The organism is Burkholderia sp. MSMB1072, from assembly GCF_001524725.1.
Lineage (GTDB): Bacteria > Pseudomonadota > Gammaproteobacteria > Burkholderiales > Burkholderiaceae > Burkholderia.
The window spans coordinates 60,924-77,557 of record NZ_LOYC01000010.1; the positions used below are offsets into that span (position 1 = coordinate 60,924).

At 63.6% G+C, this 16,634-nt stretch carries 15 protein-coding genes; 11 read left to right on the forward strand and 4 right to left on the reverse strand.

The genetic code is table 11. From position 1 onward, the window contains the following. The first annotated feature begins 29 nt into the window (after positions 1–29). The 10 genes from WS89_RS05375 to WS89_RS05415 all read left to right on the forward strand — a co-directional run bounded on the left by WS89_RS05375 (position 30) and on the right by WS89_RS05415 (position 11,569). Positions 30–1,358 carry a type II and III secretion system protein family protein gene (locus tag WS89_RS05375; RefSeq protein WP_059789935.1) on the forward strand — a complete coding sequence of 443 codons (1,329 nt, stop codon included), beginning with the start codon at positions 30–32 and terminating at the stop codon, positions 1,356–1,358. A 54-nt stretch (positions 1,359–1,412) separates the two neighbouring features. Beyond that, positions 1,413–2,687, forward strand: coding sequence for a fimbrial protein (locus WS89_RS05380; RefSeq protein WP_059789937.1), 1,275 nt, complete (start codon positions 1,413–1,415; stop codon positions 2,685–2,687). Between the two features lie 3 nt (positions 2,688–2,690). After that, positions 2,691–4,061, forward strand: a complete 1,371-nt coding sequence (locus WS89_RS05385) for a CpaF family protein (RefSeq protein WP_059499037.1) — start codon at positions 2,691–2,693, stop codon at positions 4,059–4,061. Beyond that, on the forward strand, positions 4,054–5,049 hold the full coding sequence (locus WS89_RS05390; RefSeq protein WP_059789772.1) for a type II secretion system F family protein: 996 nt from the start codon (positions 4,054–4,056) through the stop codon (positions 5,047–5,049). The genes WS89_RS05385 and WS89_RS05390 overlap by 8 nt, the downstream gene beginning before the upstream one ends. 4 nt (positions 5,050–5,053) lie before the next feature. Beyond that, entirely contained in the window at positions 5,054–6,049 is a 996-nt protein-coding gene (locus WS89_RS05395) for a type II secretion system F family protein (protein WP_059789773.1), read from the forward strand. Between the two features lie 17 nt (positions 6,050–6,066). Next, positions 6,067–6,909, forward strand: a complete 843-nt coding sequence (locus WS89_RS05400; protein ID WP_059789774.1) for a tetratricopeptide repeat protein — start codon at positions 6,067–6,069, stop codon at positions 6,907–6,909. Positions 6,910–6,929: 20 nt separating this feature from the next. Further along, positions 6,930–7,256, forward strand: coding sequence for a DUF3613 domain-containing protein (locus WS89_RS05405; RefSeq protein WP_059499033.1), 327 nt, complete (start codon positions 6,930–6,932; stop codon positions 7,254–7,256). Positions 7,257–7,267: 11 nt separating this feature from the next. Then, the gene (locus WS89_RS31840; protein ID WP_257128131.1) at positions 7,268–9,289 is read left to right on the forward strand and encodes a pilus assembly protein TadG-related protein; all 2,022 of its coding nucleotides are present in this window, start codon (positions 7,268–7,270) and stop codon (positions 9,287–9,289) included. 108 nt (positions 9,290–9,397) lie between these two features. Then, entirely contained in the window at positions 9,398–10,789 is a 1,392-nt protein-coding gene (locus WS89_RS05410; protein ID WP_059499032.1) for a sigma 54-interacting transcriptional regulator, read from the forward strand. Positions 10,790–10,843: 54 nt separating this feature from the next. Next, a complete protein-coding gene (locus WS89_RS05415) occupies positions 10,844–11,569 on the forward strand; it encodes a DUF2968 domain-containing protein (protein ID WP_059789775.1) in 726 nt (241 codons plus the stop codon). A gap of 81 nt (positions 11,570–11,650) precedes the next feature. On the opposite strand, the gene hfq is transcribed toward WS89_RS05415, so the two are convergent. After that, the gene (hfq, locus tag WS89_RS05420) at positions 11,651–12,190 is read right to left on the reverse strand and encodes an RNA chaperone Hfq (protein WP_059499030.1); all 540 of its coding nucleotides are present in this window, start codon (positions 12,188–12,190) and stop codon (positions 11,651–11,653) included. A gap of 295 nt (positions 12,191–12,485) precedes the next feature. Between hfq and WS89_RS05425 the strand changes: the two genes are divergently transcribed. Then, positions 12,486–12,770 carry a hypothetical protein gene (locus WS89_RS05425; protein WP_059789776.1) on the forward strand — a complete coding sequence of 95 codons (285 nt, stop codon included), beginning with the start codon at positions 12,486–12,488 and terminating at the stop codon, positions 12,768–12,770. A gap of 26 nt (positions 12,771–12,796) precedes the next feature. Here the strand turns inward: WS89_RS05425 and WS89_RS05430 are convergent, their stop codons facing one another. The 3 genes from WS89_RS05430 to WS89_RS05440 all read right to left on the reverse strand — a co-directional run bounded on the left by WS89_RS05430 (position 12,797) and on the right by WS89_RS05440 (position 16,477). Further along, positions 12,797–13,714 (reverse strand): DUF1571 domain-containing protein, encoded by a 918-nt coding sequence (locus WS89_RS05430; protein WP_059789777.1) that lies wholly within the window; start codon positions 13,712–13,714, stop codon positions 12,797–12,799. Positions 13,715–13,743: 29 nt separating this feature from the next. Then, positions 13,744–15,498: an AMP-binding protein gene (locus WS89_RS05435; RefSeq protein WP_059789778.1), complete on the reverse strand. Its 1,755-nt coding sequence runs from the start codon at positions 15,496–15,498 to the stop codon at positions 13,744–13,746. 157 nt (positions 15,499–15,655) lie between these two features. Then, on the reverse strand, positions 15,656–16,477 hold the full coding sequence (locus tag WS89_RS05440; RefSeq protein ID WP_059789779.1) for a TetR/AcrR family transcriptional regulator: 822 nt from the start codon (positions 16,475–16,477) through the stop codon (positions 15,656–15,658). Positions 16,478–16,634 lie beyond the last annotated feature (157 nt).

Genomic DNA, 16,634 nt, shown 5'->3' on the forward strand with positions numbered 1-16,634 from the left:
TACAGGGCCGCGTGACGGTCTACCAAACAATGAAAAACACACTGATTGCATTCGGGATTGCTATCTGCACCATGGCTTTCGCATCGTTTGCGAGCGCGAACGGCACGATCGAGCTCGCGGTCGGCGCGCAGCGGCAGCTTTCCACGGGCCGGACACTGCAACGCGTTGCGGTCGGCGATCCGGCAATCGCTGACGTGCTGATCATGAAGGGCAGCCGGTTGGGTTCCGTACTGCTGACGGCGAAAGCGCCTGGCGCGACGAATGTGATGTTGTGGGAGCGCGGTCACGACGAACCGACGGTCTGGAACGTCGAGGTCGTCGACGCGGCTGCGAAGGCGGTGCTCGACGGCTCGACTCCGCGAGTGAATGCATATGGCGGCACCGCCGTGCTGCAAGGCTCGTCGGCATCGCTCGATGCGCATGCGCGTGCGGCCGCAGTCGCCAAGAACATGAGCGGGAAGGGCGCCGTGATTGATCGCTCGACGTTGGGGGGCAAGAGTGTCGTTCAGGTCGACGTGCGGGTCGTCGAATTCAGCCGCTCGGTGCTCAAGCAAGTCGGATTCAATTTCTTCAAGCAGAGCAACGGCTTTTCGTTCGGATCGTTCTCGCCGGGAGGCGTGCAATCGTATAGCGGTGGGTCGCCTGGTACTGCGGGGTACCTTCCCACACTCGGCTCGCCGGTTTCGTCAGCGTTCAATCTAGTCGTGAATGCCGCAGGCCGCGGAATCTTTGCCGACCTCTCGCTGCTCGAGGCCAACAATCTCGCCCGTGTGCTCGCGGAACCGACGCTTGTCGCGTTGTCCGGCCAAAGCGCGAGCTTCCTCGCCGGCGGCGAGATTCCGGTGCCGTCGCCGCAAGGGCTCGGTTCGACCGCGATCCAGTGGAAGCAGTATGGTGTCGGACTATCGCTGACGCCCACAGTGCTGAGCCCGCAGCGGATTGCGTTGAAGGTTGCGCCCGAATCGAGCCAGCTCGATTACGTGAACAGTGTGACGATCAGCGGCGTTGCGGTGCCAGGGATCACGACGCGCCGTGCCGACACGACGGTCGAACTCGGCGACGGCGAAAGCTTCGTGATTGGCGGCCTGATCGATCGCCAGACGATGTCGAACGTGAACAAGGTGCCGCTACTCGGTGATTTGCCGATCATCGGTACGTTCTTCAAGAATCTGAACTATCAGCAAAACGACAAGGAGTTGCTGTTCATCGTGACGCCGCATCTCGTTGCGCCGATAGCGAAGGGTGCGGTGCTGCCTGCTACGCCCGGGGAACTGTCCGAGCAGCGTAATGGGCCGGTCTGGCAGTCGTATCTGGGCGGCGCTGCATCGCCTGACGCCGCACCGGGGTTTTCGAAATGAGTGCGAGGCATCGTGGGTGCTTCGGTACGCCTTGCTCAATCGAGGGTGTTCAACATGAACGCGCGAATTCAATCATTGTGTGAACCCGCCGTGACCGACTATTTCGTTTGCGCATCGCAACAGGAAGCGCATGTTCGATGGTTAGCCGATGCGCTTGTGTCGGCCGGTGCGGTCGATGCCGCATCGCTTGAACCGGGCGTGCTTGCCCAGCGCATCACGGGCCTCAATCCGGCGCTCGTCTTCATCGATTTCTCGGACGGCAAGCCCGCAGCGAGCATTGCCGCCGCCGCGGTTCGTGCCACGCACCCCGGATTGCCGATCGTCGCGCTCGGTTCGCTCGCACAGCCGGAGAGTACGCTCGCCGCATTGCGTGCTGGCGTTCGCGATTTTATCGACGTGTCGGCGCCGCCCGAGGATGCGTTGCGGACGACGCGCGGGCTGCTCGCAAATGTCGGCGAACCAGCGAGCCGACACGGCAAGCTTCTCGCATTGCTGGGCGCACGTGCCGGCATGGGGGTAAGCACGCTCGCGGCGAATCTCGCCGTATGGCTACAGAAGCGCGCGGCGGGCTCGGGAGTGGACGGTGTGCCGAATGGCGGTACGCCGGCTGGTCGCCAGACCGCGCTCGTCGACTTAGGGCTACCGGCAGGCGATGGCGCACTGTTCCTGAATACTCGCTGCGAATTCCATTTCATCGATGCGGTGCACAACCTGCGCCGCATCGATCGGACTTTTGTGAATACCGCGCTGAGTCGACACGAGAGCGGCGTGGCGTTGACGACGCTGCCAGCGGATCTCGGTGCGCTGCGCGATGTCTCGTACGCGTCGTGTGCCGGTTTGCTGAACCGTTTTCGCGCATTCTTCGACCAGCAGATCATCGATCTTGGCGGTTTCTCGAATCGCGAATTTGTGGCGCAGATCACGAACTCGGCTGACGAAGCGTGGCTTGTTTGCGATCAAGGTGTCGCGTCGATTGTATCGGCGGCCGATTTGCTCACCGGCCTGCGCGACGCGGGTGTCAATACCGATCGCGTACGGCTCGTCGTCAACCAGTACGACCCAGCGCTCGACCTGTCACCCGCGCAGATCGCGGAGCGCCTCGGCTTGTCGCTGGTCGGTACCTTGCCGTCGCGCCGTGTTGCGATCGGTCACGCGGCGAACCGGGGGCGACTCATCGTCGATACGGCGGAGCGCGACCCGTACGTGCGCGCGCTCGAGTTACTTGCCGCGCGGCTGCCTGGTGTGTCGGTCAAATCGGCCGGTCCTCGTTCGGCGGCCGGTCTGTCCGCGCTGAAGCGCTTCATCCAACCCTCGTCCAAGCGGTCGTAAGCGATGGCACACGACATTCAATTTGCCGACGGCGCAGCGCCGTTCTCCCAGACGCAGCAATTCCATGACATTAAGAATGCCGCGCATGAACATTTGCTGACGCGCATCGAAGAGCTGGGTGCTGAGTTCGGTCGATGGTCCAGACAGGCGATCAATCAGTTCGTCGACCTCGAGATCGACAGCTTCGTGCGCCTTCGTCGCATTCCGCTCAACGAGAACGAGGTGCGGACGATCGCCGAGGCCCTGACGAAGGAACTTGCGGGCTTCGGGCCGATCGAGGACCTGCTTGCGGATCCGGCCGTCGAAGACATCCTGATCAACGGCTACAACGACGTGTACGTGTCCCGTCACGGGATCCTCGCAAAGCTGCCCGTGCGCTTCACCGACAACGCGCACCTGCTGCGGATCGTGCGCCGAATTCTCGCGCCCATCGGCCGCCGTCTCGACGAGTCGAACCCGATGGTCGACGCGCGATTGCCAGACGGCGGCCGCGTGAACGTGGTGATCGAGCCGCTGTCGATCGATGGCCCAGTCGTATCGATCCGGAAATTCCGAAAGGATCCGCTGAAGCCGTCCGACCTGCTTGGCAACGGGACATTCAACGAAGAGATCAATACGTTGCTTCAGGCGGCAGTCGAGGCGCGTTGCAACATTCTCGTATCGGGCGGTACGAGTTCCGGCAAGACGTCGCTGCTCAACGCGCTCGCATTCCATATCCCGGAGATCGAGCGTGTCGTGACGATCGAGGATACGGCCGAGTTGTCGCTGAACCACCCACACGTCGTGCGACTCGAGAGCCGGCCGGGTGGGTTCGACGGTACCGGTGTCGTGTCGATTCGCGACTTGCTGCGCAATACGTTGCGGATGCGTCCGGACCGGATCATCGTCGGCGAAGTGCGCGGCGGCGAGGTGCTGGAAATGCTGCAGGCCATGAACACGGGGCACGACGGCTCGATGGGTACCGTGCATGCGAGTTCGCCGCGCGAGTGTCTGTACCGTCTCGAGATGCTGGCGGGTTTTGCCGGCTTCCAGGGTACCGAATCGAGCCTGCGCCGGCAGATCGCGAATGCGATCGACTTTATCGTGCAGATCGGGCGCCTGTCGAACGGGCGGCGTCGGATCCTGTCGATCACCGAAGTGACCGGGCTGTCCGACAACATCATCGCGACGCAGGAGCTTTACCGCTACGAAGCGCGCGTGACGCCGGAGGGCGAGGAAGTCGATCACTGGGAGACGCTCGGCATTCATCCGCATTCGCCGAAGCTCGCCCGCTTCCGTCAGACGTTGACGAGCGGCGGGTTCGGCGATGGCGGATTCGGCGGCGGCTTTGGCGGTGGCGGGTTCGGCCGAGGCGGCGGGGGCTTCAATGTATAGCGCGATGGTATGGATGCTGGCGATCGCGATGCTATGCGTCGCGGCTGCGATGGTGCTGTGGCGTCACGCAGAGACACGGCGCGTACGGACCGACGCAAAGCGCTTCATCGACAGTCGGCTCGAGCCGGGTGCACGTGCCGGTGCCGCTGCGCAGGCAGTGCGGCCGACACCGACAAGTGCCGCGCGCGCCATGCCGCAGCCCGCAGTGCGAAATGTATCGTCCGACGCGTTGTGGGCGCACTGGTACGCGACGGCATCCGAATATCTATCGAATCTCGCGAGTCGCGCGGGGATCGCGGATGCGCGTGGCAAGGCGTTCGTCGCGCTCGCCGTAATGGTGGCTGTCGCCGCATTCGCGGGCAGTCGCGGTGGTGCGCTTGCGTGCTTTGCGGCGCTGGCATGCGGCGGCTCGATATTCGGCGTCTGGCTCGCGTCGAGGATTCAGCGGCGCAGGCTGAAGATCGTCCGGCAGATCCCGTCGTTCCTCGACGGGATCGTGCGTCTCGTGACGCTCGGCAACAGCGTGCCGGCGGCATTCCAGTCGGCACTGCTGACGACCGAAGAGCCGCTTCGCGGCTGTCTCGACCACGTGTCGAGGATGCTGCGTGGCGGCGTCGAAATCGATCGCGCAATGGTCCACATCGCGAAAATATACCGGACCGAGGAGTTTGAACTCGTCGGCTCCGTGCTGCGATTGTCGGTCAAGTATGGTGGTCGTGCGGACGTGATGCTCGAACGCATGGCTGTGTTCATGCGCGATCTCGAACAGGCGGAGCGCGAGTTGACGGCGATGTCGGCGGAGACGCGGTTGTCAGCGTTCGTACTCGTGATGTTGCCGATCGGGATCGGCAGCTTTATCGTTTTGAATAATCCGAAGTATCTGTACGGGATGTGGAACGATCCGAGCGGGCGGACGCTTCTCATGCTCGCGTTCCTGTTGCAATTGGCCGGGAGCGTCTGGCTGTATCGAATAGCTCGGCTCAGGTGATGCGATGACAGCAACTCAGATTGGAGCAATTGCCGTGGGGCTCGGCGCGCTCGGCGTGCTGCTGTTCGGCATGATGGCATTGCTGCGCGCGAATGCCGCGACGCGTGCCGAGCGCGCGCTTGTCGATGCGCTCGACCGACGCATGGCGACACTCGAAGCAGCGCGAGCGCGGGCCGAATCGGCCGGCGATGAGGCGCCAGCGAAACCCGACGTACGCCGGGGACAGCCTGTCGAGCGCATTCTCGATCGTCTGTCGGCGGTTGGCGTGCGTTGGCTCGACACCGGGTTCGGTAAATATGCTGTCGCGGAAGAGGATCGGCGCCTGCTCGAGCAATGCGGTTACGTCGATACCCGCACGCGCGGTTTGTTTCTGAGCGCTCGGATCGCGTTTGGAATCGTGCTGCCGCTGTTGTTCGCGATTTTTGCGAGTGGGCGGATGAAGGGCGGTATGTGGATGGTCGGCATGTTTGCGGCTTTCGGGCTCGGCTTCATGTTGCCGAAGCTATACGTGCAACGCCGCGCGGCAAGGCGGCGGCAAAGCGTGATCGATGAACTGCCGTTGCTCGTCGATATGCTGCGTCTGCTGCAGGGAGTCGGATTGTCGCTTGATCAGAGCCTGCAGGTCGTGACGAATGACTTCCGCGGAATGATGCCGGTGCTGTCGTCGGAAATGGGAATTGCACAGCGGCAGTTTGCGGCGGGCCGGACCCGCGAGCAGTCGTTGCAGCGCCTGACCAACGGATTCGACAACGAAGATTTGCGTGCGATCGTGCGCTTGATGGTGCAGGTCGACAAGCATGGCGGCGCGGTGCAGGAACCGCTCAAGCAGTTCGGCGACCGGTTGCGAGAGACGCGTCGTGCGATGTTGCGTGAACGGATCGGCCGATTGACCGTGAAGATGACTGGCGTGATGGTATTGACGTTGCTACCTGCGTTGCTGATCGTGACGGCAGGGCCGGGCTTGCTGGCGGTGACGCATGCACTATCGTCGCGTCATTGAGGGCGGAAGGAAAGACGATGAGACGGATCAGCGAAAGGGTGGTACGAGCGGGTGTGGCGGCGGCAACGCTGTTGCTCGGTGCATGCGCGATCAAGGACAACGGGTACGGTGTCAGCGCGCAGACGGAACGTGCGGCGTTGATGCAGGCGGCCGATCAGAAACAGTCCGTGCCCGATACACCCGGGATGTATCTGGGCCTGATCCAGCGCATGCAGACGCAGGGGCTCTACTTTGCGTCACTTGCACATATCGACTCCTACGACAAGACATATGGCGCAATTCCGGAGTCGATCCTGTTGCGCGCAGATGCACTGCGAATGACCGATCAGCCGGCCGCGAGCTCGGCCGCCTACTCGCAGTTGCTGAAAACCCCGCTTGCCGCGCGCGGCTATCGCGGGCTCGGCTTGATCGCGGGTGCGGCAGGGAATTTCGACCAGGCCGCGCAGGCACTCGCGCAAGCGTCGGACCTAGCGCCGACCGATGCGTCGCTGCTATCCGATCTTGCGTATGCGAAGTTGCGCAGCGGTGACGTCGTCGGGGCACGTGTGCCGCTGATGAAAGCGGCCGAACTGGATCAGCGCAATCCCAAGATCGTCAGCAATCTTGCGCTTTATCTGATTGCGGCGGGGCGTGCACAGGATGCACAACGGTTGATGAACCAACAGCATTTGCCGGCGGATATCCGTAAGGACATCAATGGCGACGCTGCGAAAGTGATGGCTGCGGTACACGCGCAGCAGCGGGCAATCGCGACGCCGCCGGTAGTATCGCGTCGCGCCATCACGACACCGATTACACCGATGGCGAACAATTTCGGCTACGACCAGACCGTACCGCTGTTGCAACGCTTTGCACAATGAACAGATATTCGGGGAGCGACATGAACAACCAACATCACCGAAACATGTATGTCGGACGGATCATGGTGGTGGCCGCGATCGTCTGGATGGCAGCGAGCCCGGTTGTCGCGTCTGCGCAAAATGTTGATGGCCCGCACGCGTCCGACGTCGAACGCTCGGCGAGAGAATGGCTCGCGATGCAGCGCGACAATCGCGCGGCGGCGCCCACGCAACCGGTGCTTGGTGATGTTGCGTCACTCGTCTATCAGCGCTATCTCGACTCGTTCAAGAACAAGATTCCGGACACGATGAATTCGCAGCTCGGTTCTGCCGGCGGCATGTCGGGTGGCGGGCAAGCTGCGCAGTAGGCGAGACGGCGATGCGCACGATTCAACCACACGCGGTCCGCCGGCGCCGTGCCAGCTGCTTGCACAGACGTCGCCAGCGCGGCGGTGCCGGGATCATGGCGACGATATTCCTGGCGATAGCGGTCATTGTGCTGGGTGCGACGGATATCGGACGCTACTATGCCGAACGACGACATATGCAGTCGGCTGCCGATTTGGCCGCGCTTTCTGCTGTTACGCAGGCCGCCAGCGACGCCACTTGCACGGCAGCAACGACCGCGGTCAAGCAGGTTACGAACGTGCCGGCAAGCTTACTGTCGGGAACATCGACGGCTACCGTGACGTGCGGCATCTGGAGCCCGCCGCCGACCAGCGGCGCCAGCGCGCAGTTTACGCGTACCTCGGGAGCCCCGCTGCCCCCCAATAACCAATGTGCTGGCCTGTCGGGCGGTGCCTTTAGCACCGGTCAATCGGTCAACGCCGTTTGCGTCACGGTCTCCGAGCATGTGAGCGGAATCTTTATCAATGACGCGACGATCAGCGCGTCGGCCATCGCCAAGAGCGTGCCGACCGATACGTTTGCGCTGACCACGTCGGTTGGATCGCTGGATGGTGGAGTGGCCAATCAACTGCTCCAGGCGCTGACAGGAGCGAAAAATCCGCTCAATCTCCAGCTTGTCGACTATAAGGGGCTCGCACAAGTCAACTTGAAACTGGGCGGCATTCTCGCCAATCTGCCGGTTGGCACGACCACGGGTGTATTGGACGGTACCGTGACGTTAGGCCAGTTGGCCAACGCCGCGGTGCAGGCGGCGACACAGCAGAACTTGGTCGGCGTGAACTTGAATGTCCTGAACGCGATTGTCGCTGCGCTTTGTTCCGGCAGTGTCTGCAGTGGGCCGCAAATCGCACTCGGCCCGTTGGTTTCCGCTGCAACCGCTAACGGTAGCTCTGCAGTCGATGCCAGCGTTAATGCACTCGGATTACTGTCGACGGCATTGCAGATCGCGAACGGTACGAGTTCGGTCAGCATTCCCACAGTCAAGGTTCAGACGCCTGCGCCGCTCGCACCGTTACTGAATGTGACCGTGTCGGGTTCCGTCAAGCTGGGAGCTACTCCGCCGTCTACCGCGAGCGGTCCTCCTGGGCCGCCGAATTGCGGGACGTCCAATTGCACGACCACCGCATCGACCCAGCAGGGAACCATCTTCCTCAATACGTCGATATCGCTGCTGTCGAGCTGCCCCACCGGCGGGTTAGTTTTTTCGGGCGGCAGTTGCCCGTCGGGTAGTCCGACGCCGCTTGCCGGCGTTCAATTGCCGATCGCCGCGTCTGTGGCGCCAGCGGTGGCTGGCCTGGCATCCGTCACGTGTTCTGCGGACGGTATGAAAAGCGCGATAGTGAATGTGCAGACGGGTGTGGCTGCTGTGTATATTGGCGGTTCACGGAGTACCTTCAACCTCAGCGCGCCGTCCGGATATATGCCCGACAGCAGCGCCGCCCCGATTCCGCTGGTATCCGTCAACCTGCAGAGTCTACTCGACCTGCTGGGCCTTGGTGTCGTGACGAATGCGCTCAAGGTTCTGACTCTGGGACTCATCAACCTGAATCAGATTACGATCAACATCAACATACGGCCGGGGCAGGTGACGATCCCTGTCGCCAATCAAGGGCAAACCACGCTGACATTTCAGTATCCTGGACCTGGGTCGTCCGGTTCACCCAATCCGGGGCCGCCGTACACACTCAGTACGCCGACGACTCAGTTTCTGGCGCCTGCTGTTCAGGGAATAGCCAATAGTGGCCTATCGTTCTCATTGTCGGCGGAGGGTGGCTTGGCGCAGGTCCTGGCAGGTATCTTGAGTCCTGTGCTGAATATCCTGACTGGGCCGCTTCTAAATGCGCTCGGAAGTACGCTCGTTCCACTGCTCCTGCAACCGATCGATTCGCTCTTGACTGCGGTCACAGGCCTGCTTGGATTAAGCCTGGGGAATGCCTCTGTCACGAACGCACCGGATTGGATTAAATGCGGCAATCCCATACTGGTTCAATAAATGCCTGAACATCGTGTTGCCGAAGCGGGCGGTTTCGCTTCCGCTCGCAAATGGCCACCGATCCGCAACGCCAAGCAACCTGTCAATTACTGAAGCCGCATCCGAAACATGAGAACCACGCCCGCAATCGAAGAGCTCGACCTGTACGTCTGGGAAGGCAAGGCGGACATCGTCGACCGCGTCGCCCGATGCATGGCAAGCTTCGACGTCGAAGTGATCCGCGCCGACAACGCGGCGGTCTCGCCCGAGCGCGCCGCGATGCGGCGGTCGCTGGCGATCATCAGCGTGACGATGATCGAAGGCGGCGCGGCATTCCTGCGCGACTGGCAGGCCAACATCGGCATGCCGGTGGTGTGGGTCGGCGCGGCGCGCGACCACGACGCGTCGCAGTACCCGCCCGAGTATTCGCACATCCTGCCGCTCGATTTCACGTGTGCGGAATTGCGCGGCATGATCGGCAAGCTCGTCACGCAACTGCGTGCGCACGCAGCCGAAACGTTGCAGCCATCCGAACTCGTCGCGCACTCCGAATCGATGCAGGCGCTGCTGCACGAAGTCGATACATTCGCCGACTGCGACACCAACGTGCTGCTGCACGGCGAAACCGGCGTCGGCAAGGAGCGCATCGCGCAACTGCTGCACGAAAAGCATTCGCGCTACCGGCACGGTGAATTCGTGCCGGTGAACTGCGGCGCGATTCCGGACGGCCTGTTCGAATCGCTGTTCTTCGGCCATGCGAAAGGATCGTTCACGGGCGCGGTTGTTGCGCATAAAGGCTATTTCGAGCAGGCGGCCGGCGGCACGCTGTTCCTCGACGAAGTCGGCGATCTGCCGCTGTATCAGCAGGTCAAGCTGCTGCGGGTGCTCGAGGACGGCGCGGTGCTGCGGGTCGGCGCGACGGCGCCGGTGAAGGTGGATTTCCGTCTGGTCGCGGCGAGCAACAAGAAGCTGCCGCAGCTCGTGAAGGACGGGCTGTTCCGGGCCGATCTCTACTACCGGCTCGCGGTGATCGAGCTGAACATCCCGTCGCTGGAGGAGCGCGGCGCGGTGGACAAGATCGCGCTGTTCAAGTCGTTCGTCGCCGAGGTGGTCGGCGAGGAGCGGCTCGCCGAGCTCTCCGATCTGCCGTACTGGCTCACGGATTCGGTCGCGGACAGCTATTTCCCCGGCAACGTGCGCGAGCTGCGCAACCTCGCCGAGCGCGTCGGCGTGACGGTGCGGCAGACGGGCGGCTGGGATGCCGCGCGGCTGCAGCGGCTGATCGCGCATGCACGCAGCTCGGCCCAGCCGGTGCCGGCAGAGAGCGCGGCCGAGGTGTTCGTCGATCGCAGCAAGTGGGACATGAACGAGCGCAGCCGCGTGATCGCGGCGCTCGACGCAAACGGTTGGCGTCGTCAGGACACGGCCCAGCAGCTCGGTATCAGCCGCAAGGTATTGTGGGAAAAAATGCGCAAATATCAGATCTTCGACGAAGAGCCCGAGACCCGCGAAAGCGAGTAATTAATGAGATAAAATCGCGGTGAATTACAACGACTCGGGCGGGAATAAAATTTCATGAGCCATATGACGGGGTTGGGGCGGGTGAGCGTGTTGCTCGCCATGATGGGAGGTATGCAAGGCGCGTTCGCGCAGGGGCTGGCAGGCAGCGATTCGTCGACGGTGCAGCAGGCGCCGGCGGTGCAGCAGGCGTCGGCGCCGGTGGCCGCGATTCCGGTGATCGATTCGCAGGCGCAGACGTCGGTGCAGCCGCAGGCCGGCGAGACGACGGGGCCGAGCACGGTCGACGATTTGCAGCGTCAGATCCAGGCGCATTCGCTGACGGAAATGCGCACGAGCTACAACGGCAGCTACGGCGCCAGCCTGCTGTTCAACGTCAAGGACGGTGCGTACTTCATCGCGTTGTTCCAGCAGAAGGCGTTCTGGCGCGTGATCAAGACTTACGACGAAACGCGAGCGGAAGCGATCTATCGCGATTTCTCGCATCAGGCGGAGCGGCTGGCCGTCAACGAACTGCGGGCGGCGAAGCTGGAATCGCAGAAGGCGCAAATGGACAAGCAGATCGAAGTTACGCAGGACCGCGCGCGGCGTTTGCAGGCCGATATCTCGATCGCCCGCCAGCAGCAGGCAGCGGTGGCGGATCGGCAGAAGAGCGTGCGGAGCGAAACGGCGGCGCTGCAGGCGCAACAGGCTCAGCTGCAGTCGCAACTGCGGGCGTTGCAGCAGCAGGTGCGTTCGCTGCAGCGCGAGGCCGACGCGGGCTTGCCGACGACGGCCCGCTGAACCCGGTGACGGCGGCGCGGCGACGCGCCGCATCGGTCGTACCAGTGAAAAGGGCAAGCCGGATGGCTTGCCCTTTTTGTTTTACTGGCCGTCCGGCACGATTCGCCGGCGGCGCGTCACGATGACTGGCCCATTGCCGCCGCGGGAATCCGACGGCGCGGCGTTGCCGGAGGCATCGCCGGTGTCGCGCGGCGCGCCGTAGCTTTCACGCGGCTCGCGCGGTGCGCCGTAGCCTTCGCGCGGCTCACGCGAACCGTAGCCTTCACGCGGCTCGCGGGAGCCGTAGCCGCCGTCGCCGCGCGATTCGCGCGGGCCGCCATGCGAGCCGTACGGGCTGTGACCGCCGCCTTCGCGGCCGCCGGGGCGACCACCGGTGCGCGGGCCGCGGGGGCCGCCGCCGGGGCGCGAGCCGCCGGTGTCGAGCTGGATCGTGGAAATCGCACGCTTGTAGATGCCTTGCAGACCCACGGGGGTGCGCAGCATCACCAGATACTGGTCGAACGACTCGATACACCCCGTCAGACGAATGCCGTTGACGAGATAGATTTCAACACGCTTACGTTCCTTGCGTGCCGAATTGATGAAGTCGTTTTGCGGATGGGATTCTGCGGGATTGGCCATTGAGGTGCGGCAGGAGCCTGCGTCAGAGAATATGTTGTGCGTGTGTGTGGCGTGTTCGTCCACAAGGCGTTTGGCGGAATTCTACCTTGTTCGATAGGGAAGCGCGCAGTCGTGATTGTGTCGAACCGTAACCCACTATAGACGTTCCGGCGCATTTTCGCGATTAGGCCGAACGGCCAAAGTCGTTTCGTTACGTCGCGTTACGACTCTCGCAGCCCCGTATCACCTCGGTGCAGGCGCCGCGCTTACATTAATCGCGCGAGCCGGGCGGGCCGGCTTATCAGGGATCCGGAGCATGAACAAGAGGCAAGTGGCAGGGATGATCGGGAGCATGGCGTTGCTCGTTTCCGGTAGTGCAATGGCGGGACACGTGGATCTGTCGGTCGGCATCGGCGTACCGGTCGCGCCGGTCTATGTCGAGCCGGCGCCGGTCTATGTGGCGCCGCAGCCCGCCGTCGTCGCCTATCCGGGCTACGGATACGGCTATTACGGCGATGACGACGACGATCGCTATCGCAAGTGGCGCAAACACTATTACAAGCACTGGCATCGGCACCACGGCGACGACGATGACGATTGAGCCCGTGCTGGCCCCGCCGGCGCGTATCAGAACGCGTAGTCGGGGTTTTTCGGGTCGAATGCGGTGCCGTCGAGCGGCGTCGGTGCGATTTTCTCGATGACGATCCGCTCGAAGATTCTGCCGTCGTTGTCATAGGATTCGACGGTCCGAAAATAGGGTGCGTGCAGGTCGAGCCCCAGCACCTCCTTTTTCGCATAGAACTGCGGCCGGCCGGTCGGCGTTTCGTAGGTCAGCGCGACGACGCGCACGCCGCCGATCGTTCTGGCTTCCACGTCGGTCGGCCGCTGCACGCCGGCTTCCAGGTATTTCTTCCCTTCGGTCAGGTACAGGTTCGCGATGAACTCGGTGCCGAGATCCTTCACCTGGTGATTCGACTGGGCGCGCGCGAGCGCGCCGTCGATCGCCGTCCATAACGGAATCTTGCCGAGCAGGCCGCCGAGATGGCCGTACATTTCGTCCTTGCGCTGCGTCGTGTCGTAGATCGTCTCCTGTCCGGCATGTGCGCCGCCCGGCAGCCATTTCGCATACACGCGCAGCGGCTCGCGGGTCGTCTTCACGAGCATGCGGTCGGGCGTGTCGGACCATTTCCCGTTGATGCGCTCCTGGCGCACCATCGTGAACTGGTAAGACGGATAACCGTTGGGGCCGTTACGGATATAGAGCGGCACCGCCAGCGGATCGAGCGCCTTGAAGAGCGCCGTGAGCGTCGCATCGTCGAGTTGCGCGAGCGTGCCGCGCTGGGCCGCCGTGCGCAGCCAGCGCGCCTGCTGCGCGAGCGGCTCGTGCGCGACCTTCGCGAGATCCGCGGGGAGCGCGGCGGCCGGTGCCGCGCTCGCGGCGTCGGCCTGTTCCTGTGCATGCAAGCCCGCCTGCGCGAGCGACAGCACGCATGCGACGGCTGCCGCGGCGGCATGTCGCGCGCGGCGCTTCGTTCCTTCTTGCATCGATGGCGTCTCCCGGAGCGAGGGGGCGTTCAGTCTTGCTTCGCCGCCTGGATTTTGGCGAGTTCCTCGTCGCGCAGCGCGCGGCGCAGGATCTTGCCGACGTTCGTCTGCGGCAGTGCGTCGCGGAACTCGACGAATTTCGGCATCTTGTAGCCGGTCAGGTTCTTGCGGCAGTGCGCGAGTACATCCTCGGCCGTCAACGACGGGTCGCGACGCACGACGAACACCTTGATCCGTTCGCCCTGCACCTCGTCCGGAATGCCGATCGCCGCGGCTTCGCTGATGCCGGGATGCATCACGAGCACTTCCTCGATCTCGTTCGGATACACGTTGAAGCCCGACACGAGGATCATGTCCTTCTTGCGATCGATGAGGCGGATGAAGCCGCGCTCGTCCATCACGCCGATGTCGCCGGTGGCGAGCCAGCCGTCGGCGTCGATCACCTTGGCCGTCTCGTCGGGGCGCTGCCAGTAGCCGCGCATCACCTGCGGGCCGCGCACGCACAGCTCGCCGGGCTCGCCGATCGCGGCCCAGGTGCCGTCCTCGCGACGAAAGCGCACGACGGTCGACGGCGCGGGCAGGCCGATCGAACCGCTGAACGCGGCCATGTCGTTCAGGTCCACGGGATTCATCGTGACGATCGGCGAACACTCGGTGAGGCCGTAGCCTTCGACCACCGGGCGGCCCGTCACCTGCTGGAAGCGCTCGGCGACCGCGCGCTGCATCGCCATCCCGCCCGCCATCGCGAGCTTGAGCTTCGAGAAGTCGCGCTTGCGGAATTCGTCGTTGTCGAGGAATGCGTTGTACAGCGTGTTGATGCCGGTGATCCCCGTGAACGTCTCGTGGCGGATGATCTTCATCACCATCTTCATGTCGCGCGGGTTCGCGATCAGGATGTTGCGCCCGCCGAGCCCCATGAAGATGAACGCGTTCACCGTCAGCGAATAGATGTGATAGAGCGGCAGCGGCGTGAGCACGGTTTCGACGTCGCCCGACACCTGATCGGCGATCCAGGCCTTCGCCTGCAGCAGGTTCGCGATCAGGTTGCCGTGCGTGAGCATCGCGCCTTTCGCGACGCCGGTCGTGCCGCCCGTGTACTGCAGGAACGCGAGATCGTCGCGCGTGGTCTGCACCGGTTGCGGCTTGCCGCGCGCGCCGAGCGCGAGGGCGGAGCGCAGCCGGATCGCCTGCGGCAGGTGATAGGCCGGCACGAGCTTCTTCACATGCTTCAGCACGAAATTGATCAGGCGTCCTTTCGCGTTGAAACCGTCGGAGAGCAAATCGCCGAGCGCGGTGACGACGATGTGTTTCACCTGCGTTTCCGGCAGCGCGTCCTGCAGCGTGCGCGCGAAGTTCTCGAACACGACGATCGTCTGCGCGCCGCTGTCCTTCAACTGGTGCGCGAGTTCGCGCACGGTGTAGAGCGGATTCACGTTGACGACGATCGCGCCGGCCTTCAGCGTGCCGAACAGCGCGACCGGATACTGGAACGTGTTCGGCAGCATGATCGCGACGCGGTCGCCGGGCTTCACGCCGAGGCTTTGCAGATACGACGCGAACGCGTCGACTTTGCGCGCGAGCGTGCGGTAGGTCATCGACGCGCCGGCGCTCACGTAGGCGACGCGGTCGGCGAAGCGGGTCGTGCATTCGTCGAAGAACTGCACGAGCGACGCGTATTGCGTGACGTCGATCTCGTGCGGGACGCCGGGCGGGTACGACGCGTACCAGATGGCATCGGTGTTCGGCGGAATGTGGGCCGAGGTGGGTGCTGCGGAAGATGACATGACGTGTCTCCGGTCTTGGCGCTCGGCGAGGGTCGGCGCGCCAGCGCCAGCCCATGCCCCGTGCTTCGCGGCCGGTTGACGCGGGCGCCTCGACGCCGCGCACGACCGCGCGTATCAATCAAATCGTGAACAGGAAGCCAGGCGTGGCCTCGCGCGCTCAGTTCGTGGAATGCAGCGGCGCCGTCTCGGCGGCGGTCGGGCCCGACTGCGGCAGTCCGAATGCTTCGCTTGCGCCGGCGTCGTCGAGCACCGCCGCGAAGATCGACAGTTGCGCGCTGTCGGGCATCGGCGCCTTCAGCGCGGCGACGATCAGCGACGACAGCCGCGCGATCATCTGCACGTCGTTCATCGTGCGGCCTTGCGAGAATTCGTCGATCAGGCTTTCCGTTTCGGCGCCCGCGAGCGCGCCGGACAGCGCGCCGATCGCGAAGTGCAGCCGCCAGCCGAGCTCGGTGCGCGGCAGATGCGGCAGCGCGCGCTGGAAGGCGTCGAAGAAGCGGCCCGCGACGCTCGCGTAGTGCGCGGTCAGGAAGTTACGCACGAACGGCGAAGGATCGGTGTAGGCGCGGCCGATCAGCCGCAGAAACCCCGGCCCGCCGCGTTCGGGATCGCGCGATGCTTTGAGCGCCGGAATGAACATCGCGCCGAGCACGTGCTCGCAGGTAATGTGCATGCCGAGCTGCGCATCGAAGCGGTCGAGGATGCCGAGGCGCTCCTGGTTCAACTGGTCGAGCCGGCGCGACAGCATCGCGTGGATGAGCGCTTCCTTGCTGCCGAAGTGGTAGTTGACCGCGGCGAGATTGACCGCCGCGCGCGAGGTGATCTGCCGCATCGACATCGCTTCGAAGCCATGTTCGATGAACAGATCCTCGGCCGCATCGAGAATGCGCGCCTTCGTCCCGCCGGTCTGCCGCGTGCCGGATGACCGCGCCCCGGACGACCGTCCCGCAGATGGCCGCCCCTCCTGACTTACTGCCATGTTCCGCCTCCCATGCCGGTTGCCCGGCCGCGAACAGGTGATTTGATTATCTGATTCAAACAGTCGTTTTCATTAAGATAAAAAAACGCGGGCGGACCGGGCAAGCGCGGAATCTGGACCAATTCCTCTAGTTCGATGTGCAGGTGCGGAAAGCGCT